20 protein-coding genes are annotated in these 20,522 nt (G+C 61.6%); 11 read left to right on the plus strand and 9 right to left on the minus strand.

What is annotated here, in order from left to right:
• Positions 1–3: 3 nt before the first annotated feature.
• Entirely contained in the window at positions 4–405 is a 402-nt protein-coding gene (gene sdhD, locus CIW50_RS01095) for a succinate dehydrogenase, hydrophobic membrane anchor protein (protein WP_149529459.1), read from the minus strand.
• On the minus strand, positions 402–800 hold the full coding sequence (gene sdhC / locus CIW50_RS01100; RefSeq protein ID WP_149529460.1) for a succinate dehydrogenase, cytochrome b556 subunit: 399 nt from the start codon (positions 798–800) through the stop codon (positions 402–404). The genes sdhD and sdhC overlap by 4 nt, the downstream gene beginning before the upstream one ends.
• A 246-nt stretch (positions 801–1,046) precedes the next feature.
• Here sdhC and CIW50_RS01105 point away from each other — a divergent pair, with 246 nt between their 5' ends.
• The 5 genes from CIW50_RS01105 (at position 1,047) to CIW50_RS01125 (ending at position 7,859) form a co-directional block, all read left to right on the plus strand.
• Complete coding sequence (locus CIW50_RS01105) at positions 1,047–1,895, plus strand: sulfite exporter TauE/SafE family protein (RefSeq protein ID WP_149529461.1); 849 nt, start codon at positions 1,047–1,049, stop codon at positions 1,893–1,895.
• Positions 1,896–2,042: 147 nt separating this feature from the next.
• The gene (locus tag CIW50_RS01110; protein ID WP_149529462.1) at positions 2,043–3,005 is read left to right on the plus strand and encodes a cation diffusion facilitator family transporter; all 963 of its coding nucleotides are present in this window, start codon (positions 2,043–2,045) and stop codon (positions 3,003–3,005) included.
• A 27-nt stretch (positions 3,006–3,032) separates the two neighbouring features.
• Complete coding sequence (locus CIW50_RS01115; protein ID WP_246664094.1) at positions 3,033–3,377, plus strand: ferrichrome ABC transporter substrate-binding protein; 345 nt, start codon at positions 3,033–3,035, stop codon at positions 3,375–3,377.
• A 130-nt stretch (positions 3,378–3,507) separates the two neighbouring features.
• Positions 3,508–4,695 (plus strand): efflux RND transporter periplasmic adaptor subunit, encoded by a 1,188-nt coding sequence (locus tag CIW50_RS01120; RefSeq protein WP_149529464.1) that lies wholly within the window; start codon positions 3,508–3,510, stop codon positions 4,693–4,695.
• 8 nt (positions 4,696–4,703) lie between these two features.
• A complete protein-coding gene (locus CIW50_RS01125; protein ID WP_149529465.1) occupies positions 4,704–7,859 on the plus strand; it encodes an efflux RND transporter permease subunit in 3,156 nt (1,051 codons plus the stop codon).
• 82 nt (positions 7,860–7,941) lie between these two features.
• On the opposite strand, the gene CIW50_RS01130 is transcribed toward CIW50_RS01125, so the two are convergent.
• Positions 7,942–9,468 carry a malonate--CoA ligase gene (locus tag CIW50_RS01130; RefSeq protein ID WP_149529466.1) on the minus strand — a complete coding sequence of 509 codons (1,527 nt, stop codon included), beginning with the start codon at positions 9,466–9,468 and terminating at the stop codon, positions 7,942–7,944.
• 407 nt (positions 9,469–9,875) lie between these two features.
• On the opposite strand from CIW50_RS01130, the gene CIW50_RS01135 reads away from it, so the two are divergent.
• The 3 genes from CIW50_RS01135 to CIW50_RS01145 all read left to right on the plus strand — a co-directional run bounded on the left by CIW50_RS01135 (position 9,876) and on the right by CIW50_RS01145 (position 12,139).
• Complete coding sequence (locus tag CIW50_RS01135; RefSeq protein WP_149529467.1) at positions 9,876–10,463, plus strand: fasciclin domain-containing protein; 588 nt, start codon at positions 9,876–9,878, stop codon at positions 10,461–10,463.
• Positions 10,464–10,708: 245 nt separating this feature from the next.
• Positions 10,709–11,344, plus strand: a complete 636-nt coding sequence (locus CIW50_RS01140) for a cytochrome b/b6 domain-containing protein (RefSeq protein WP_149529468.1) — start codon at positions 10,709–10,711, stop codon at positions 11,342–11,344.
• Positions 11,345–11,356: 12 nt separating this feature from the next.
• On the plus strand, positions 11,357–12,139 hold the full coding sequence (locus CIW50_RS01145; RefSeq protein WP_149529469.1) for a molybdopterin-dependent oxidoreductase: 783 nt from the start codon (positions 11,357–11,359) through the stop codon (positions 12,137–12,139).
• Here CIW50_RS01145 and CIW50_RS01150 read toward each other — a convergent pair.
• On the minus strand, positions 12,126–13,319 hold the full coding sequence (locus tag CIW50_RS01150; RefSeq protein WP_149529470.1) for a YbfB/YjiJ family MFS transporter: 1,194 nt from the start codon (positions 13,317–13,319) through the stop codon (positions 12,126–12,128). The two genes, CIW50_RS01145 and CIW50_RS01150, sit on opposite strands and share 14 nt — an antisense overlap.
• Positions 13,320–13,447: 128 nt before the next feature.
• Here CIW50_RS01150 and leuB point away from each other — a divergent pair, with 128 nt between their 5' ends.
• A complete protein-coding gene (gene leuB, locus CIW50_RS01155; protein ID WP_149529471.1) occupies positions 13,448–14,560 on the plus strand; it encodes a 3-isopropylmalate dehydrogenase in 1,113 nt (370 codons plus the stop codon).
• Positions 14,561–14,635: 75 nt separating this feature from the next.
• On the opposite strand, the gene CIW50_RS01160 is transcribed toward leuB, so the two are convergent.
• Both CIW50_RS01160 and CIW50_RS01165 read right to left on the minus strand, forming a co-directional pair.
• Positions 14,636–15,013, minus strand: a complete 378-nt coding sequence (locus tag CIW50_RS01160) for a hypothetical protein (RefSeq protein WP_149529472.1) — start codon at positions 15,011–15,013, stop codon at positions 14,636–14,638.
• Positions 15,014–15,221: 208 nt separating this feature from the next.
• The gene (locus CIW50_RS01165) at positions 15,222–16,025 is read right to left on the minus strand and encodes a hypothetical protein (RefSeq protein ID WP_149529473.1); all 804 of its coding nucleotides are present in this window, start codon (positions 16,023–16,025) and stop codon (positions 15,222–15,224) included.
• Positions 16,026–16,140: 115 nt separating this feature from the next.
• Here CIW50_RS01165 and CIW50_RS01170 point away from each other — a divergent pair, with 115 nt between their 5' ends.
• A complete protein-coding gene (locus CIW50_RS01170; protein WP_149529474.1) occupies positions 16,141–17,175 on the plus strand; it encodes an aspartate-semialdehyde dehydrogenase in 1,035 nt (344 codons plus the stop codon).
• Between the two features lie 99 nt (positions 17,176–17,274).
• Here CIW50_RS01170 and CIW50_RS01175 read toward each other — a convergent pair whose 3' ends face one another.
• Complete coding sequence (locus CIW50_RS01175; protein WP_149529475.1) at positions 17,275–17,925, minus strand: carbonic anhydrase; 651 nt, start codon at positions 17,923–17,925, stop codon at positions 17,275–17,277.
• Positions 17,926–18,132: 207 nt separating this feature from the next.
• On the opposite strand from CIW50_RS01175, the gene CIW50_RS01180 reads away from it, so the two are divergent.
• Positions 18,133–19,011, plus strand: coding sequence for an HpcH/HpaI aldolase/citrate lyase family protein (locus tag CIW50_RS01180; protein ID WP_149529476.1), 879 nt, complete (start codon positions 18,133–18,135; stop codon positions 19,009–19,011).
• A gap of 79 nt (positions 19,012–19,090) precedes the next feature.
• Here the strand turns inward: CIW50_RS01180 and CIW50_RS01185 are convergent, their stop codons facing one another.
• Both CIW50_RS01185 and leuD read right to left on the minus strand, forming a co-directional pair.
• Positions 19,091–19,882, minus strand: coding sequence for a glycosyltransferase family 32 protein (locus CIW50_RS01185; RefSeq protein WP_149529477.1), 792 nt, complete (start codon positions 19,880–19,882; stop codon positions 19,091–19,093).
• Positions 19,883–19,902: 20 nt separating this feature from the next.
• On the minus strand, positions 19,903–20,508 hold the full coding sequence (gene leuD, locus CIW50_RS01190; RefSeq protein ID WP_149529478.1) for a 3-isopropylmalate dehydratase small subunit: 606 nt from the start codon (positions 20,506–20,508) through the stop codon (positions 19,903–19,905).
• Between the last annotated feature and the right edge of the window lie 14 nt (positions 20,509–20,522).

Here is a 20,522-nt window from a genome sequence, read left to right on the forward strand (position 1 = left end):
GCGCTACACTCCGGATGAAAGTTTAAGGATGGCGTAGATCGATGCCAGCGCCACGGCGGCGGAAAAGAAATTGTTGCCGATGATCGAGATCAGTTTGATCTTCTCGTCGTGAACGTAGTCTTCGATCACGACCTGCATGCCGATCTTCATGTGCCAGACGCTGGCAACGATGAAGAGCAGCATGATGATGGCCACCAGCGGCGTGCCGAGGACCTGAGCGGCACCGGCCTGATTGCTGCGGAGCAGCGACATCACGATGAAGATCACAGGGATCAGCAGAAGCAGCATGGCCACAGCGGTCAGGCGCTGGCGCCAAAAATCCGAGGTGCCCGAGTGCGAGGAGCCGAGACCACGGACACGGCCAAGCGGCGTGCGCACCGACTTCGGCGAATTGGAACCGCTCATCGTCCGCCTCCGATCGCGTAGGCAATGATCCAGAGCAGGATGGTGATGCCGATTCCGCCGATCAATGCGGCCCAAGTCAGCCATTCCCTTTCGGAGGGCTTGAAGCCGTAGCCGAGATCCCAGACCAGATGGCGGATGCCGCTCATGGCGTGGTGGATCAGCGCCCAAGTGTAGCCGAAGGCGATCAGGCGACCGATGATGCTGCCGGTAAAGGCCTGCACATGGGCATAGGCCACGGGGCCGGACGCGGCGGCGATCAACCACCAAACAAGAAGCAGAGTGCCGAAATACAAGGCGACGCCGGTAGCGCGATGCACGATGGACAGCGCCATCGTCAGGGTCCAGCGATAGACTTGCAGGTGCGGTGAAAGGGGACGTTCGATCCTGGCGGTCATTTAGCAACTTTGACAGGTTAATGGGCAGACAGTGCCCGATTGGGGATCGCGTAGAGCAATTCTATTTACGAACTCAAAACAACCAGTGCAATCGCGAAATGACATACTCCGAATGATTATTCATAGTTTCAAATGAGCCTTGCATTCGCGGGTATTGACAGTTGCCGGGCTTGTTGCTGACAGCCTTGGTGAAGCGCGATTCATGAGAAGCGCATGCGGCGATAGCAAATGATGATCGGGGCGGGAATGGCCGGGCTGAATGTGACGGAGATTGTTGAGCTGGCGGCACTCCTTATTGCCGTCGGCGCACTGGCCGGCTTCCTGGCAGGCGTCTTTGGAATAGGTGGCGGCGCCATCCTGGTGCCTGTATTTTACGAGTGTTTCCGCATTGCCGGCGTACCTTTGGAAGCACGGATGCCGCTATGTATCGGTACCTCGCTGGCCATCATCATCCCGACCTCGATCCGGTCCTTCCGCGCCCACATGGCGCGCGGCGCCGTGGATATGGAGATCTTGCGCAAATGGTGGTGGCCGATCCTGATCGGCGTCATCATCGGTAGCGTCACCGCCCGCTATGCGCCGGAGCGGCTGTTCAAGATCGTTTTCGTTGCCGTCGCATGGTCCGCGGCGGCACGGCTCCTGCTCGCGCGCGATGGCTGGAAACTCGGTGACGACCTGCCCGACGGCCCGTTGATGAAGATCTATGGTTTCTTCGTCGGCCTGCTCTCGACGCTAATGGGCATCGGCGGCGGATTGTTCTCCAACCTGCTGATGACCTTTTATGGCCGGTCGATCCATCAGGCGGTGGCGACCTCCTCTGCGCTGGCGGTGCTGATCTCGATCCCCGGCGCCATCGGCTACATCTATGCCGGCTGGCCGGCCGCCGCACGCTTTCCCGATGTCGCAGCGCTTCAGCTCCCCTTCGCTGTCGGTTATGTGTCGCTGATCGGCGCGCTGCTGGTGATGCCGACCAGCCTGCTGGTCGCGCCGCTCGGCGTGAAAGCCGCGCATGCGATGTCGAAGCGCGCGCTGGAAATGGCCTTTGGAATTTATCTATTCATCGTCGGCAGTCGTTTTGTCATTGCTCTAATATGAGCTGTAGACCGCACGAACGCAGCAAAATGCGGGAATGCCGCGCCTGTTGAAGCGTCCGGCCGGATATCGCTTCACTCATCCGGGTTACAAGGCCAGCGTAATACTATCCGTAATAGTATCCACATGCAGGCTTGCTATGGATGACGCATGGCTCACGCACATCACCACGATCACGCGCATGATCACAACGACCACACCGGCCATGCGCACGGCCCCGGCGGACATGTCCATGCGCCCGCGAATTTCGGCATGGCATTCGCCATCGGCATCAGCCTCAATACCGTCTTCGTCATTATCGAAGCGATCTATGGCTATGCCAGCGGCTCGATGGCGCTGGTTGCCGATGCCGGGCACAATCTCTCGGACGTACTTGGACTGATCGCAGCGTGGACTGCGGCCGTGCTGTCGAAGCGGGCGCCGACGCCGCGTTTCACCTACGGCTTGCGCGGCTCCTCTATCCTTGCGGCACTCTTCAATGCGGTGTTCCTGCTGGTCGCCGTTGGCGCGATCGCCTGGGAAGCGGTGCTGCGACTGTTCAATCCCGAACCGGTGACCGAAGTCACCGTGATGATCGTCGCCACGATCGGCATCGTGATCAACGGCGTCACCGCCTGGCTGTTCGCCTCGGGCCGCGACAGCGACCTCAACATCCGCGGTGCCTATCTCCACATGGTCGCCGATGCGGCCGTCTCCGCGGGAGTAGTACTCGCTGCGGTCGTCATCCTGTTCACTGGCTGGTTGTGGATCGATGCCATGACCAGCCTCGCCGTCTGCGCGCTGATCGTCTGGGGCACCTGGGGCCTGCTGCGCGACTCGACGGCAATGTCGCTCGCCGCCGTACCACGCGGCATAGATCCCGTCGCCGTGCGTGGCTATCTCGAACAATGTTCCGGTGTGACGCAGGTGCACGACCTGCATATCTGGCCGATGAGTACCACCGAAGTCGCCCTGACCTGCCATATGGTCATGCCCACGGGCCATCCCGGCGACGCCTATCTGATGGACGTGGCGCAGAGGCTCCGACGCGACTTCGGCATCGAACATGCGACAATTCAGATCGAATGCGATCCGAATTCGCCGTGTGCGCTGGCACCGGATCATGTTATCTAGGGCGCGATGATCAACGCAGGCAACATCATGGCTGATAGCGCAGGGCTCTGGAGCCGTCTGCGACGCATGCCGTTTGTTGTCATGCTGACATTGGGCCTGCTGGTCTCGATGGTTCATTGTGCCGGCGACCTCGCTATCGCCGGTTCCGATACGACGGCCGTTGCCATGACCAGCGACTCAGGCACGTCCCACGATCTGCCTGACCAGCAACTGCCCGCCCATAGCGGCCACTGTCTGTCTCATGTCACGGCCCACTCTCCGACGGTGATCGCCTCACCTGCCGACGTCAGCCCGCGCGCACTTGTGATTGTGGGGGATGCCCTCCCCGCAACGCGTGACGGCTTGCCTCTCTTCAAACCGCCTCGCGCCTAAACTTCCACACGGCCCGCTGAGGCCGAAGTTCTGTCCGTCGTCTGCGCAAGGCAGCGCGGCAGCTTGAGCGCATGTTCTTCCAATTGGTGACAGCACGAGCGCGATGACGCTCGGTGCGGGATTTATAACAATGATCAGAACTGGATTGCTGGCGGCCGGGCTCTTGCTCGGCGCCGCGTCATTCGCCGTCGCGCACGAGGAAAAACTCGTCGCTGAGGCTGAGAAGCACGACGAGGCGAAGCCGGAGCATCACGACGAGGCCGTGGTGAAGCTCAGCGCGCAGCAGGTCGAGGCCGGCAAGTTTGCCGTCGCGGGCGTACATGGCGGCTCGCTCGGCCGTCGCATCACCGCGCCGGGCTCGATCGTGCCGAGCGGCAATCACATCGCCCGAGTCGCGGTACGACTGCTCGGTACTGTCGCTGAACTACGCAAGCAGATCGGCGATACCGTCAACGCCGGCGACGTGGTCGCGGTGATCGAAAGCCGCGAGGTCGCCGATGCCAAGAGCGAGTATCTCGCCGCACGGCTGGTCTTCGATCTGCAGCGAACGCTGTTCAACCGCGCGCAGACCCTGTGGGACGGCAAGGTCATGAGCGAAAATGACTTCCTGCGCGCGCGGACGACCTTTGAGGATTCCCGCGTCAAGCTCGAGGTCGCGCGACAAAAGCTGTTCGCACTCAGTCTCAACACCGAGCAGATCGAGACCCTGCCGCAACAGCCGGTGGAAACGCTGCGCCGGCAGGAAGTGCGCGCCCCCATATCTGGCCGCGTTGCGGAGCGCCGCGTCGAATTGGGCTCGCTAGTGGGCCGCGAGGGCCAGGAGAGCGAACTGTTCGTGATCGTCGATCTCACAACTGTGTGGGCGGAGCTCGCCATTGCACCGAACGATCTCGGCGATATCCGCGAAGGCCAGCACATCACGATCGCCTCGGGCCATTCGGCACCCTCTCCGGCGACCATCATGTTCATCAGCCCGTTGCTCGACAAGGACACGCGCAATGCCCGCGTCATCGCACTGGTCGACAATATCGAGCGGCGATGGCGACCGGGCGCGTTCGTCACGGCTGAGATTCCCGTCGATCAATCGGCGGCAACCATCATTGTCCCAAAAACCGCGCTGCAGACGCTCGAACGCGACAATGTTGTGTTCGTGCGCACCAATGACGGATTCGAGGCTCGCAAGGTGACGCTGGGGCGACAGGATAGCCGCGTGGCGGAGGTCACTGCGGGTCTGACATCGGGCGAGCGCATCGCTATCGCCAATACATTCGTCCTGAAGGCTGATCTCGGCAAAGCCGCGGTCGAGCACCAGCACTAGGGGCGGACATGATCAGTCGCATTCTCTCGCTGTCGATCCAGCGCCGCTGGACCGTCGTGCTGCTCACGCTTGGCATCATGCTGTTCGGCGCATGGTCGCTGGTCCGGCTGCCGATCGACGCCGTACCGGATATCACCAACAAACAAGTGCAGGTGAATACGGTGGCGCCGGCGCTGTCGCCGGCCGAGATCGAAAAGCAGGTCGCCTTCCCCATCGAAACCGCGCTGGCGGGCATCGCAGGGCTAGACAGCACACGCTCGCTGTCGCGCAACGGCTTCTCGCAGGTGACGGCGATCTTCAGCGAAGCTACCGATATCTACTTCGCGCGCCAGCAAGTCAATGAACGCCTGATCGAGCTGCGCGCCAGTCTGCCGCCGGGGGCGGATCCGAAGATGGGGGCGATCTCCACAGGTCTCGGCGAGATCTATATGTGGTCGATCGACTTCACGCCGTCCAGCAGCGGCGTCTATGTCACGCCGGAAGGTGAGCGACTGACCACCGATGTCGCGCGCGCAGCCTATCTGCGCACGGTGCAGGACTGGATCGTCAAGCCGCAGATCCGCGGCGTGCCGGGTGTGGCCGGCGTCGATTCCATCGGCGGCTATGCCAAGCAGTTCCAGATCCGGCCCGATCCGATGAAACTCGTCGGTCTCGGCCTGTCGTTCGGCGATATCATCCGTGCCATCGAGGCCAACAATGTGAGCCGCGGTGCCAGCGTCATCGAGCGCAACGGCGAAGGCATCGCGGTGCGGTCCGGCGGGCGGCTTGAAACCATCGACGATATCCGCAATGTCGTGGTCAGTACGCGAGCAGCCACGCCGGTTCGTATCAGCGATATCGCCGACGTCGCTATTGGCGGCGAGATCCGCACCGGCAGCGGGAGCGTCAATGGCCATGAAGCTGTCATCGGCACCGCGCTGATGCTGGTCGGCAGCAACAGCCGCACCGTCGCCAAGGCCGTGGATGCGAAGCTCAACCAGGTTCGCCGCACGCTGCCCGCGGGCATTGTCATCACGACGGTGCTGGATCGCACGACGCTGGTCGATGCCACGTTGAAGACCGTAGCGACCAATCTCGGCGAGGGCGCACTCCTCGTGATCGCCGTGCTGTTCCTGTTGCTCGGCAATTTCCGCGCCGCGCTGATTGCCGCATTGGTGATTCCGGTCGCCATGCTGATGACCGCAACGGGCATGCTGCGCGGGCACATCAGCGCCAATCTGATGAGCCTCGGCGCGCTGGATTTCGGACTGATCGTCGATGGCGCGGTCATCATCGCCGAGAACGCGCTCAGGCATCTGGCCGAACGTCAGCACGCAGCGGGACGTGTGCTCACGCTTGAGGAACGGCTGCAGACTGTCCAGACCTCCGCCGAAGAGATGATCAAGCCCAGCGTCTACGGCCAAGCCATCATCATGCTGGTCTATGTGCCGCTGCTGACCTTCAGTGGCGTCGAGGGCAAGATGTTCCAGCCGATGGCACTCACCGTGCTGCTGGCACTGGCATCGGCCTTTGTATTATCGCTGACATTCGTGCCGGCGATGATCGCCATTCTCGTCACCGGCCGCGTCAGCGAGGGTGACAACGCCGCCGTGCGTTGGCTGAAGCGGATCTATGCGCCCGCGCTTGCGCGCACCATCCGCCGCCCGCTGGCCGCGATCGCCGGCGCTGTCGTGCTGTTTGCCGTCGCCCTGCTGATCTTCACACGGTCGGGACAGGAATTCACGCCGACGCTTGACGAGAAAAACCTTGCGATGCATGCGCTGCGCATTCCTTCGACGGGCCTGCCGCAATCGCAGGCGATGCAACTGGATGTCGAACGCACCATCATGGCGCTGCCGCAGGTCGCGCTGGTCTTTTCCAAGACCGGTACTGCCGAGATGGCCTCGGACCCGATGCCACCGAATGCCTCCGACACCTTCATCATCCTCAAGCCGCAGGCGCAGTGGCCCGACCCGACACTGGCGAAGGAAGCCCTACTGAAGCAGATCGAGGCCGCGGTCGAACAATTGCCTGGCAACCAGTACGAATTCACCCAACCAATCCAGATGCGCTTCAACGAGCTGATCGCCGGCGTCCGCGGCGATCTCGCCATCAAGATCTTTGGCGATGAGTTTGAACCCTTGCTGCAGTCGGCCAATCAGGTGGCGGCGATCCTGCGTGCGACCAAAGGCGCGGTGGACGTCAAGGTCGAGCAGACCAGCGGCCTCTCGGTGCTGGATATTGCCGTCGATAAGGCCGAGATCGCGCGGCGCGGGCTCAGCCTGTCGGCCGTGCAGGAGGTGATCGGCACGGCCATCGGCGGCCGCGATGCCGGGTTGGTCTTTGAAGGCGATCGCCGCTTCGAAATCGTGGTGCGGCTGCCGGAAGACATTCGAAACGATGTCGATGCGCTGAAGAACCTGCCGGTCTCACTGCCGTCCACCGCCCTTCTGGCACCAACCATTCCACTCGGACAGATCGCGGCGTTCAATTTCAGCGAAGGCCCTAACCAGATCAGCCGCGAAAACGGCAAGCGGCGCGTGGTGATCACCGCCAATGTCAGGGATCGCGACATCGCCTCGGTGGCAAGCGACGCGCGCGCCACAATCGATGCGCAGATGAAACTCCCTGCAGGGTACTGGATGACATGGGGCGGCCAGTTCGAGAACCTCGCAGCGGCGCGCGAACGACTCAGCCTCGTGGTGCCCGCCTGCTTCGTGCTGATCTTCCTGTTGCTGATGAGCGCATTGGGATCGGCGCGCGACGCCCTGCTGGTGTTCAGCGCCGTGCCACTGGCACTGACCGGCGGCGTGCTGGCGCTGTGGTTGCGCGGCATGCCGTTCTCGGTCTCGGCTGCCGTAGGTTTCATCGCGCTATCAGGCATTGCCGTACTGAACGGACTGGTGATGCTGACCTATATCAAGCAGCTGATGCTTGAGGGCCGCGACAGATTGCAGGCGATCTCGGAGGGCGCGCTGACGCGGCTGCGGCCGGTGGCGATGACCGCGCTCGTCGCCTCACTTGGCTTCGTCCCGATGGCGCTAGCGACAGACACCGGCGCCGAGGTGCAGCGGCCGATCGCGACCGTCGTGATCGGCGGATTGATCAGCGCGACACTGCTGACGCTGCTGGTGTTGCCGGCGCTGTATGCATGGTTTGGGAGGGACGTGAAACGAGATGCGTAGCCCGGATGCAGCGAAGCGCATCCGGGATATTCGTTGCGGCCCCGGGTTTCGCTTCCCTGCACCCAGGCTACGGTCTTGGCTGTTACTTCGCGTAGAGCTTCCCATAGGTGTCGCGCAGTACGTTCTTCTGCACCTTGCCCATGGTGTTGCGCGGAAGATCATCCACAAAGATCACGCGCTTCGGCATCTTGAACTTGGCGATCTGGCCATCCAGCGCCTTGAGGACACTCGCCTCGTCGATCGCGGTCTTCTTGTCGCTCACGACCACGGCGGTGACGCCCTCGCCGAAGTCCGCATGCGGCACACCGATCACGGCGCTTTCGATCACGCCCGGCATGGCGTCGATCTCGCTCTCGATTTCCTTCGGGTAGACATTGAAACCGCCGGAGATCACCAGATCCTTGCCACGGCCGAGAATGTGGACATAGCCCTTGGCGTCGATCTTGCCGAGGTCGCCAGTGATGAAGAAGCCGTCGTCGCGGAATTCCGCCTTGGTTTTCTCGGGCATCCGCCAGTAGCCCTGGAACACGTTCGGGCCCTTCACCTCGATCATGCCGATGGTGTCACGCTCGAATTCCTTGCCGGTTTCCGGATCGGTGACCCGGACCGACACGCCGGGTAGCGGGAAGCCCACCGCGCCGGGCACGCGCTCGCCGTCATAGGGGTTCGACGTGTTCATGTTGGTTTCGGTCATGCCGTAACGCTCGAGCACGGCGTGGCCGGTGCGCGCAAACCATTCGCGATGGGTATCGGCCAACAGCGGCGCGGAACCGGAGATGAACAGCCGCATGTGGCCGCAAGTTTCTTTCGACAAGTTCGGTGACTGCAGGATGCGCGTGTAGAAAGTCGGCACGCCCATCAGCACGGTGGCGCGGGACATCAGCTTGATGATGAGTTCCGGATCGAGCTTCGGCAGGAAGATCATCGACGCGCGCGCAAACAGCGTCACGTTGCTCGCCACGAACAGACCATGGGTATGATAGATCGGCAGCGCGTGGATCAAGACATCGTTCTTGGTGAAGCGCCAGTATTCGACGAGGCTCAGCGAATTCGAGGCCAGATTGTCGTGGCTGAGCATCGCGCCCTTGGAGCGGCCGGTGGTGCCCGACGTATAGAGGATCGCGGCGAGATCCTCGTTGTTGCGCGCGACCGTATTGAAGTCCGGTTTTTCCTTCGCCGCCGCATCGGTCAGCGAGCCCTTGCCGTCGGCGCCCAGCGTCTCGACCTTCGCGCCGACCTTGGCGGCCATCGCCGCAAAGCCGTCGCGCTTGGAGGGGTCGCACACCACCAGCGACGGTTCGGCGTCGGTAATGAAGTAATCGAGCTCGTGAAGCGTATAGGCGGTGTTGAGCGGTAGATAGACCGCGCCGGCACGCACCGTCGCCAGATACAGCACGAGACCCGCCACAGACTTCTCGGTCTGCGCCGCGACGCGGTCACCCGGCTTGACGCCGCGGGCCACCAGCACATTCGCCGTCTGGCCGGCCTGCGCGATCAGATCGCCATAACTGATGTGCTTGCCCTCGGGCGTCTCGATGGCGAGACGCGAGGCGTCGTCGAGTTTGTCGAACAGGCGAGAAAACAGGTTGGCATTGGTCGCAGCGGTCATGGCAAGGTCACGCAGTGCAGGAGTGCGGGAGCGACCGGTGCAGCTAGCCCGCCGATCGCGTCAATTTGTCCCTTCCCTTAGCAAGAATGGCCATATCTAGGCAACGCATCCTGCATGGGGATCGCCCCGTATCCGGCCCATGAGCGCCTCGGAGCAGCGTCATCCCGTCGCGGTCTCCGCGTGATTGTATCAAACGCGATGCATCGAACGCGTTATTGCCTCGCGCGAACGGGATGCGCCCGCAAAAGTTTCAGCGACAATGAAAAATATAGCCTGAAACTGGCCCTGAAACCTCGCGTAGCTCGGACATTGACGGCGCAATCTGGCCTCCAGGAGATTGCCGCGGTTGATGCCATTCATTGCACCAGTGAGATCGCTGGTCACTCACATCATTCGGGAGACGATCCATGTCCAAGCGCATTGCACTTCTTTCGGCCGTCGCATTCAGCACCCTCGCCATGTCAGGCGCCGTGCTTGCCCCCGCGCAGGCCGAAGACAAGAAGATGATGAAGAGCGAAATGTCGGGCGAGAAGACCGTGATGGTCGGCGGCGCACCGATGTATCCCTCGAAGAACATCGTCGAGAACGCCGTCAACTCGAAGGATCACACCACGCTGGTCGCCGCCGTGAAGGCTGCCGGTCTGGTCGATACTCTCTCCAGCAAGGGCCCGTTCACGGTGTTCGCACCGACCAACGCCGCTTTCGGCAAACTGCCGGCCGGTACCGTCGACACGCTGGTGAAGCCTGAGAGCAAGGCGACCCTCACCAAGATCCTGACCTACCATGTGGTCCCCGGCAAGCTGAACGCCGCCGATCTCAAGGACGGCCAGAAGCTGAAGACCGTGGAAGGCGAAGAGCTAACCGTGAAGGCTTCGGACGGCAAGGTGATGATCGTCGACGCCAAGGGCGGTTCCTCGACCGTCACCATCGCCGACGTCAACCAATCGAACGGTGTGATTCACGTCATCGATACTGTCCTGATGCCGAAGGCCTAATCTGGGGCCTCAGCGCGACCAAACTCGCGCATCCTGACTTGTCCCCACAGGATGCGCGCGTGTCCCCACGGGCGCAAAAAGAGCGAGCCGGGGCCACCCGGCTCGCTTTTTTGTGATCGGCATGAGCTGACACAACGGGGGTTCTTATAAGAGCCGCCGTAACGAACGACCGGTTATGCCGTATAGCTGGTAACTTCTCGCGTCACCGAGCACCGTCAAACCACCGCTCAGCTCAGGATATGCCTATGTCGAGCATGACAGCTACCAACGATCAACCGGCTGCCAGCAGCGCCAAGACAAAAGTGATCCAGCCGGCCTGGGTGCGCATCGTGCACTGGGTCAATGCCGTGGCAATCGTACTGATGATCATGTCGGGCTGGCAGATCTACAACGCCTCGCCGCTGTTCAACTTCACCTTCTCACATTCGATCACCATCGGCGGCTGGCTCGGCGGCGCCATTCAATGGCATCTCGCCGCGATGTGGCTGTTGGTGATCAACGGTCTCGTCTATCTTACCCTCGGCGTCGTCACCGGGCGCTTCCGCAAGAAACTGCTGCCGATCTCTGCGAAGGGCGTGCTCGATGACACCAAGGCTGCGCTGACCGGCAAGCTCTCCCATGAAGACATCACCAGATACAACCAGGTGCAGAAGCTGCTTTATACCGGGATCATCCTTGTCGGCATCCTGATCGTGCTGTCCGGGCTGTCGATCTGGAAGCCGGTTCAGTTCCACTATCTCACAGCCTTGTTCGGCGGCTACGATATCGCACGCTATGTGCATTTCTTCATGATGGCGGCCATCGTTGGCTTCCTCGTCATCCACGTCGCTCTGGCCCTGATCGTGCCGAAAAGCCTGCGTGCAATGATTATCGGGCGCTGAGGAAACACGACCATGATCCGGAAAATCCGCTCCCTCATCATTCCCGGTGTCGACAAGGACCTCCTCGTCAAGGACGCTACGAAACTGATGCCCGACCTGTCGCGCCGTCGCTTCATCGCGTCCGGAGCAAGCTTCGGCGCGTTGACGCTGCTCACCGGCTGCGATGTCAGCGACAGTCTCTCGGCCGAGAACTTGCTGACGCATATGTCGAAGTTCAACGACATGGTGCAGGCCCGGATCTTCAATCCGAACACGCTGGCGCCTACTTATTCAGAGAAGGACATCAAGCGTCCGTTCCCGTTCAACGCCTTCTATGCCGAGGACGACGCGCCGAATGTGGACGGCAAGGAATGGAAGCTCGAAGTCTCCGGTCTGGTCCAGAACAAGAAATCCTGGACACTGGACGAACTGCACAAGCTGCCGGAAGTGTCGCAGATCACCCGTCACATCTGCGTGGAAGGCTGGAGCGCCATCGGCTCATGGCAAGGCACGCCGCTGCGCGATTTCCTCAAGCTTGTTGGAGCGGACACCAATGCGAAGTGGATCCATTTCCGCTGCGCCGAGGACTATGCGAGCTCGCTCGACATGCCCACGGCAATGCATCCGCAGACGCAAATGACCTTCAAATTCGACAACCAGTTGCTGCCGCGAGCCTATGGCTTCCCGATGAAGATCCGCGTGCCGACCAAGCTCGGTTTCAAGAATCCAAAATATGTCGTCGCGATGGAAGTCACCAACGACTACAAGGGCGGCTATTGGGAAGATCAAGGCTATAACGATTTCAGCGGGAGCTAATCGGTTTCTGAAACATCGACATGGCAGCGCCAATCGCCAGCGTTGCCGCCGAGACCACCAGCGCCGACGTCAGGCTTCCCGTCGCATCGGTAATGGCGCCGACCGCAATCGGACCCAGGGTCTGGCCCATGCCGAACACAATCGTCACCGCTGCAATGGCCTTCGACCATGCCGCACGGGGATAGTTGAAGCGCACGAAAGCCGTGGTCGCCGCAACCACCGCAAAGAATGCAACGCCAAACACGGCAGCGGAGATACCGAGCACCACAGGCGAATGCCCGAGCAGCGGCATCGCCGCGCCCACCGCATTGGTACCGAGAATAATCGCCATTGCGCGGCCGCTCTGGCCCCGCGCGAGCACGCCGCGCCAGAGCCAGGGCGAGGCAAACGAGCTGACGCCGATCAGACACCAGAACGCGCTCTGAGCCACCGCGCTGCCGCCGCCATCGCGCACATAGGCGATCATGAAGGTCATGTAGGCGATATAGCCGGCGCCAAACATGAAATAGGCAATGAGGTAAATCCACATCGGACGGAGCGCGAGCGGCGCATCATCGACTTCTGACGTGTCATCGGATGCATCGACGTGCGGCCGCAACAGCGGCAGGCCGATCACGACTGACACGAGCCCGAGAACCAGCCAGACGATCCACCACGAGCCCGGGCCAAAGCCCTGCAGCACGAACGGCGCGATCAGGCCCGACAGCAGGATGCCCATGCCGGGTCCTGCATAAAACAGGCTCAGCAGGTAGGAGGAGCGTTCGGGATAGGCGAGGCCGATAGTGGCAGCGAGTGCGCCGCCAGCGACGAACGACACCGCCGCGCCAAAACCCGTGACCAGCCGCGCGATACTCAACAATGTAAAATCCGCCGTGACACCGCACACGACGAGCGACATCACGCAGGCCACCGTACCGCTCTGGATCACCGCGAGCAGACCGAAGCGCCTGCCGAGCCCCGCGGCCACCAGCGCGCCAGCGAGATAGCCGGCGGCATTGACGGTATTCATGAAGCCGGCAGCCGAATACGACCATTGCAGGCTGTCGCGCATATCGGGCAACACCAGCGAATAGGCAAACCGGCCAATGCCGAGCCCGATGGCCGGCGCAAGCGACAGGACGAGAATCAGCAACGCCGGATTGCGGCGCGTCGGCAAAGGCACAGATGACGTCACGGGGATCTCCGCTGCGCCGGCAATGTCGCAGGTTTCACGGAAGCCGCAATCACCCCTTCAACACTGTCTTGCCATTCCCGCAATGACGTCTTAGCACTCGCGGCAATCAGTAACGGATGCAAGGGCACTAGATTATGGCAACGCACAAATTGCTGCTTCTCCCCGGCGACGGCATTGGCCCTGAAGTGATGGCTGAGGTGAAGCGCCTGATCGACTGGATCGATGCCCAGGGCATCGCCAAATTCACGATCGAGAACGGCTTAGTTGGCGGCGCCGCCTATGATGCCGACAAGCTCCCCATCACCGACGCCACCATGGTCAAAGCGGATGCGGCCGACGCCATCATCTTCGGAGCCGTCGGCGGCCCGAAGTGGGACAGTGTGCCTTATGAGCATCGCCCCGAGGCTGGCCTGCTGCGCCTGCGCAAGGATCTCGGCCTGTTCGCCAATCTGCGCCCGGCCGTGTGCTATCCGGCACTGGCGGAATCATCGAGCCTGAAGCGCGAGGTGGTCGAAGGCCTCGATATCATGATCGTGCGCGAGCTCACCGGCGGTGTCTATTTCGGCGAGCCGAAGACCATTACCGATCTCGGCAATGGCCAGAAGCGCGCAGTGGATACGCAGGTCTACGACACCTATGAAATCGAGCGCATCGCGCGCGTCGCTTTCGATCTGGCGCGCAAGCGTCAGAATAAGGTGACGTCGATGGAAAAACGCAACGTCATGAAATCGGGCGTGCTCTGGAACGAGGTCGTCACCCAAGTCCACAATCGCGAATACAAGGACGTCACGCTCGAGCATCAGCTCGCTGACTCCGGCGGCATGAATCTCGTGAAGTGGCCGAAGCAGTTCGACGTCATCGTCACCGACAACCTGTTCGGCGACATGCTCTCCGACATCGCAGCGATGCTCACGGGCTCACTCGGCATGTTGCCCTCGGCCTCGCTCGGCGAAGTCAATGCCAAGACCGGGAAGCGCAAGGCGATGTATGAGCCCGTGCACGGTTCGGCGCCGGATATCGCCGGCAAGGGCATGGCCAATCCCCTGGCGATGATCGCCTCCTTCGGCATGGCGCTGCGCTATTCGCTGGATATGGGCGATCTTGCCGACAAGGTCGACCAGGCCATCGCCGCGGTTCTGGCAAAGGGCCTGCGCACGGCCGATATCAAGTCGGAAGGCGCGACAGTGGTCAGCACATCCGGTATGGGCGAAGCGCTGCTGACGGAATTGCAGGCGCTGCACGCCTAGGCGCGCAAATTTCTCTCCACAAATAAAAAATGCCCGGCTCAGCCGGGCATTTTCGTATTCAAACCTGCGCTGCGCTCAGTAGAGCGGGAAGCGCTCCGGATAGCCGCCGAGATCCCACTGCGAGTTAAGCGGGCTGCGGTCCAGCGAACGATTGTTGTTGTCGCGGGCGAAGGAGTAGCCGGGGGGGTAGGCGTAGTCGGTGAACTTGCGATCGCCCGGGAGCACTTCGACGCCGGCATCGAGCCAGGAGCGACGCGTCACGTAAACGCGGGTGCGGCCCTGCTGATAGGATACGTTCGGGCCGCGCGCGCCGTACAAAGCGTCACGGTCAGAGACTCTAACCTTCTTCTTGGTGGCGGCATCGGCCGGCGCAGCGGCAACAGCGGTCGCGATGACGGCAACCGTCGCGAACAACATGGCGAGAGTTTTCGCGGCGGGGAATTTCAAGGTCATCAGGTCCTCAGGTCCTCATTGCGGTCAAAACATCGGCAGTCAGGAGATCGGCCTTCAACAGCCGAGTCGGCAAATCCGATTTGCGGTCAATTTAGCTGGCCGGGGTATCCGGCCACAAGGTCTATCCGGCCACAGTCGTCGATATAATGCGCGAGGTCGCCGAATGTTGCATGTAATCCAAGGTCTTGGTCCTGCCATCACGAAGGGGTCACAGACTGCCGCGGAGCAACGGATTCTGGGCGCCGGTCACCCAATCCGCCGAGGTCGCCGACAGCGCCGCGCCGCTGATGCAACCGGCCCGCTTCAAATCTGCCTGCGCGAAGACTTCCTGCAGCCGCGGCTCATTGCCGGCGGTGAGCAGCACCAACCGGTTCAGCGTGCAAGCGATAGCGGCCCGCCGCGCCGGCAGGCCCTCGCCCTGGCACGACCAGCCGGAAATCCTAAGATTGGCAGCCTCCAGGGTCTTCATGAAGCCGAGGCAGCGCTTGCCGTCCTTCGGCCGGTCAACAAAGCCGACCAGGGCGACCGGCCCGAATTTACTGTCGATGATGCCCTCGCCCACCACTTCGCGGACGCCACCGGGGTCCATGCGGCCCGCGATGTCCGCTGCCGGCGGACCTGCTCGCTCAGCCTCGGCACCAGGGCGATACAATTCCAGCTCGGCGACCGGGGGGTCTCCCGGTGAAGCCCAGCGCAGGACATCCTTGCGGCCGCCGTCAGGATGTCTCAAAATCTCATAAGAGGCTGTTTTACCTAACAAATCGAACTGACTGACGGCAAAAGCGGGATGGGAACGACTAGCGACGCTCCAGCCGGCCCTTCCGGCCGGTTCGCTGCTGAGGTCGAATTCCAGTCCGTCAAACACCGTGACTGCGGCCATGACAACCAGCGCCAGCGCCCCCATATAGGCAAGCAGACGCACGGCGATGGCGCCGCACTCGTCGGCAAAGCTCTGCAGGGCCGGATGGACGCCTGCCGACTTTGGGTGGTGCGAAACCGGAATTGAACGCATCAACACACGCAAACACGCTTAGGACGTTGTCTTTGCGACGTTTCTCGCATAGAAGCGCGGCTCTTCCCTTTCCGCGGTAGGCGGGGGTGAAGCATTTTTCTTCGGAGAGTGAACGATGGGTTACAAAGTCGCGCTGGTCGGAGCGACCGGCAATGTCGGGCGTGAAATGCTCAGCATTCTGGATGAACGTAAATTCCCCGCTGACGAGGTCGTGGCGCTTGCGTCCCGCCGCAGCATGGGCGTTGAGGTTTCCTTCGGCGACAGAACCCTGAAATGCAAAGACCTCGCGACCTATGACTTCAGCGATGTCGACATCTGCCTGATGTCGGCCGGCGGAGCCGTGTCCAAGGAATGGTCGCCTAAGATTGGCGCAGCTGGTGCCGTCGTGATCGACAACTCGTCGACCTGGCGCATGGACCCGGACGTGCCGTTGATCGTTCCGGAAGTGAACGCCGATGCGGTCGCTGGCTTCACCAAAAAGAACATCATCGCAAATCCGAACTGCTCGACTGCGCAGCTCGTGGTGGCGCTGAAGCCGCTGCACGACAAGGCCAAGATCACGCGCGTCGTGGTCTCGACCTATCAGTCGGTGTCGGGTGCCGGCAAGGATGCGATGGACGAGTTGTTCTCGCAGACCAAGGCCGTCTACACCAACTCTGAGCTGGTCAATACCAAGTTCCCGAAGCGTATCGCCTTCAACGTCATCCCGCAGATCGACGTGTTCATGGAGGACGGCTACACCAAGGAAGAGTGGAAGATGATGATGGAGACCAAGAAAATTCTTGATCCCAAAATCAAGATGTCCGCGACCTGCGTGCGCGTGCCGGTGTTCGTCGGTCACTCGGAAGCGGTCAACATCGAATTCGAGAACCCGATCTCGGAAGATGAAGCCCGCGACATCCTGCGCAATGCGCCAGGCTGCCTCGTGATCGACAAGCGCGAGCCGGGTGGCTATGTGACGCCCTACGAAGCTGCCGGCGAAGACGCCACCTATATCAGCCGCATCCGCACGGATTCGACGGTCGATAACGGTCTTGTTCTTTGGTGCGTGTCGGACAACCTGCGCAAGGGCGCGGCGCTCAACGCCGTGCAGATCGCGGAATGCCTGATCAACCGCAAGCTGATCACGGCGAAGAAGAAGGCCGCATAAACTTCACGCAGCCTCGAAGAAATAGCAAAGCCCGGTCGCACAAGCGTCCGGGCTCTTTCTTTCAGAGCGTGTGGAATTCGCCTCATGGCGAGGTTGGAATCAGGAGGCCTTTGCCTGACTGACCGGCAGGAATTCTTTCGCAGCCTGATCCAGCACCGAGAGCGAGCCCACAGCCACGCCGAAATAGGCGCCGTGCAATTCGAGCTCGCCCTTCGCGACCTTGCTGCTCACGAACGGGAACGTCATCAGGTTCTCAAGGCTGCGAAACACGGCCGCCTTTTCGATACGGGTGGCGAAATCCACGATCGTTTCATGATTGCGAATCTCGACCTTCTCATCGGGCTTGATGAACATCGACATCCAGCGGCCGATGAAGTCGCCCGGCGACAGCGGCGCGGCATTGTCGACGAAAGCGCGGATGCCGCCGCATTGCGCATGGCCGAGAATGACGATGTGTTTCACCTTCAAGACCTGCACCGCGTATTCCAGCGCCGCCGAGACGCCATGGGCGCCGCCATCGGGCTGATAGACCGGCACGAGGTTGGCGATGTTGCGCACCACGAACAGTTCGCCCGGGCTGGCGTCGAAGATCACCTCCGGCGACACGCGCGAGTCGCAGCAGCCGATCACCATGACTTCCGGCGACTGGCCCTTTTCCGATAATTCGCGGAAGCGCGACTGCTCGGTCGGCAATCGCTCCGATGTAAAGGTCTGGTAGCCGGCAATCAGCTGCTTCGGAAATGATGTCATGGTCTGCCTCGTTCGGAGCATGATCCCGAAAAGTGGATAGGATTTCGCCGACGAACGGGTTCGTTTGTCGGGGGATCATGCTCAAACATACGGTCCCCACGGATAACCATAGGACGCCGGCGTGAACAAGCCTTCCGGGCGACGTGCTGAAATGTTATCGCGAATGCCTGAATAACGAATAGGCCATAGTTACAGGGAAATGACGCCATGATCCGTCCGCGCCGCAGCCATTTGTTCATGCCCGGCTCGAATCCGCGTGCGCTGGAGAAGGCCCGTACCGTACCGGCCGACGGCATCATCCTGGACCTCGAAGACGCCGTGGCGCCAGACGCCAAGGGAACCGCGCGCGACGCCATTGCGCAGACGCTGGCCGCGGGTGGCTTCGGCAAGCGCGAGGTCATCATCCGCATCAATGCGCTGGATTCGCCCTGGTGGATTGACGACGTCACCATGGCCGGCAAGGCCAGGCCCGACGGCATCCTGGTGCCGAAGATTTCCAGCGTCGAGGATCTCTCGGCCGTTGCCGATCGCCTGAGCGATATCGGTGCCAACATGTCGATTAAGGTCTGGGCGATGATCGAGACGTCGCGTGCCATCCTGCATGCCGAAGAGCTCGCCGCCGCTTCGCGCGATTCCGAAATGCGACTGGCCGGCTTCGTGTTCGGCCCCAACGATATCGCCCGTGAGACCCGCATCCGCATGATGCCCGGCCGCGCCGCAATGCTGCCGATGATCACCCATTGCGTGCTGGCGACACGGCTGCACGGCCTCGAGATTCTCGACGGCCCCTACAGCAATTTCAGCGACACCAAGGGCTTCATCGAGGAAGCCGAACAGGGCCGCGACATCGGCTTCGACGGCAAGACGCTGATCCATCCGAGCCAGATCGAGGCCTGCAACAAGGTCTTCACGCCGCCGGACGACGAAGTCGCCCAGGCCCGCCGCATCATTGCGGCCTTCGAGCAGCCGGAAAACGCCGGCCGCGGCGCGATCCAGCTCGACGGCAAGATGGTCGAGCGGCTGCACGCGGACATGGCAAAGCGCACAATTGCGATCTCGGACGCGATTGCGGCGATGGGGAGCTGACCCCACTCGTCATTCCGGGGCACCGCCAGCTCTTGCCGGATGCGAACCCAGAATGACGAGCTCGTGCTGTTTGGCTGGTCTACTTGTTGGAGACCCGCTTCATCGCCCACGCATAGAAACTTCCCGGCATCGGCGCGTCTTTGCCGCGCCCCTTCGGCGAGATGTGAAAGCCCAATATCTTGGGATCACCTACCAGCGCCGCAAAGTCGGACGGCTCGAAGAACAACTTCGGCTCCGCGTGAACCGAATAATACGACTTCCTCGGCAGCGCGTGATGCTGCGAGCCGTGGCGCTTCGCCAGCGCTGTCAGCGATGCCGGGCCGAAGATCGCGACACGGACGTCGCTCGCGCGCTTCGAACTGTCGCGCCATTTACGCCATGCGAAAGTGAGGCGATGACGCAGTGACATCCAGTCGGGCGTCAGCTCGTCCTGTTTGATCAGTGCTTCGAACGCCGCAACAATCGGATGATCGGGTGGTAGGTACAGCACCGAATTGCCGAGTTGTCGGCGCTTTTCCCAGGCGAAATAGGGCTTTGCCGGATCTATCTCGATGGGCTTCAGCAGCAACACATCCGCATCCAGCCAGAGGCCGCGCCCCTCGGCCATCAGCCGGATGCGAAAAAAATCGCTGAACTGCAGCGGGGTCCAGCCAACCCACGCGCCATCGGGACCTGAAGGTCGCAGCCGCTCGGCGAAGGCGCGCGGCAGTATCGTGTCCGCATCGGCATTGCTCACGCCATCCGGCAGATCGGTGATCGGTGCAAAACTGTAGAGCGTGACGCGATGGCCGGCCTCGACCTGCGAGCGCAGGCACAGCCTGCGCAAAGCATCGAGGGGGCCTTCCCAAAAGGTGACGACGTCAAGAATCACGCGTCACCTTCCGGAGTGAATCAGGCCCAGGCGCGCGCGGTCTTGGCCTTGGCTTCGTAGCTGTCGATGGAGGCCTTCTTCTCCATGGTCAGGCCGATATCGTCGAGACCATTGAGCAGGCAGTGCTTGCGAAACGGATCGATCTCGAACTTCACCGTGCCGCCGTCCGGGCCACGAATTTCCTGGTTCGGCAAATCGATCGTGATCGTCGCATTGGCGCCGCGTTCGGCATCGTCGAACAACGCGTCGAGATCCTTCTGCGAGACGCGGATCGGCAGCACGCCGTTCTTGAAGCAGTTGTTGTAGAAGATGTCGCCGAACGAGGTCGAGATCACGCAGCGGATACCGAAATCCAGCAACGCCCATGGCGCATGTTCACGCGACGAACCGCAGCCGAAATTGTCGCCGGCGACCATGATCTTAGCGTTGCGATAGGCCGGCTTGTTGAGCACGAAATCCGGGTTCTCGCTGCCATCGTCGAGATAGCGTGCTTCCGAGAACAGGCCCTTGCCGAGACCGGTGCGCTTGATGGTCTTCAGGTACTGCTTCGGGATGATCATGTCGGTATCGACATTGATGATCTTCAGCGGCGCCGCGACGCCTTCCAGCGTGGTGAACTTGTCCATGGCAAAAGTCCTCG

The sequence above is a fragment of the Tardiphaga sp. P9-11 genome (genome assembly GCF_008329525.1).
Lineage (GTDB): Bacteria > Pseudomonadota > Alphaproteobacteria > Rhizobiales > Xanthobacteraceae > Tardiphaga.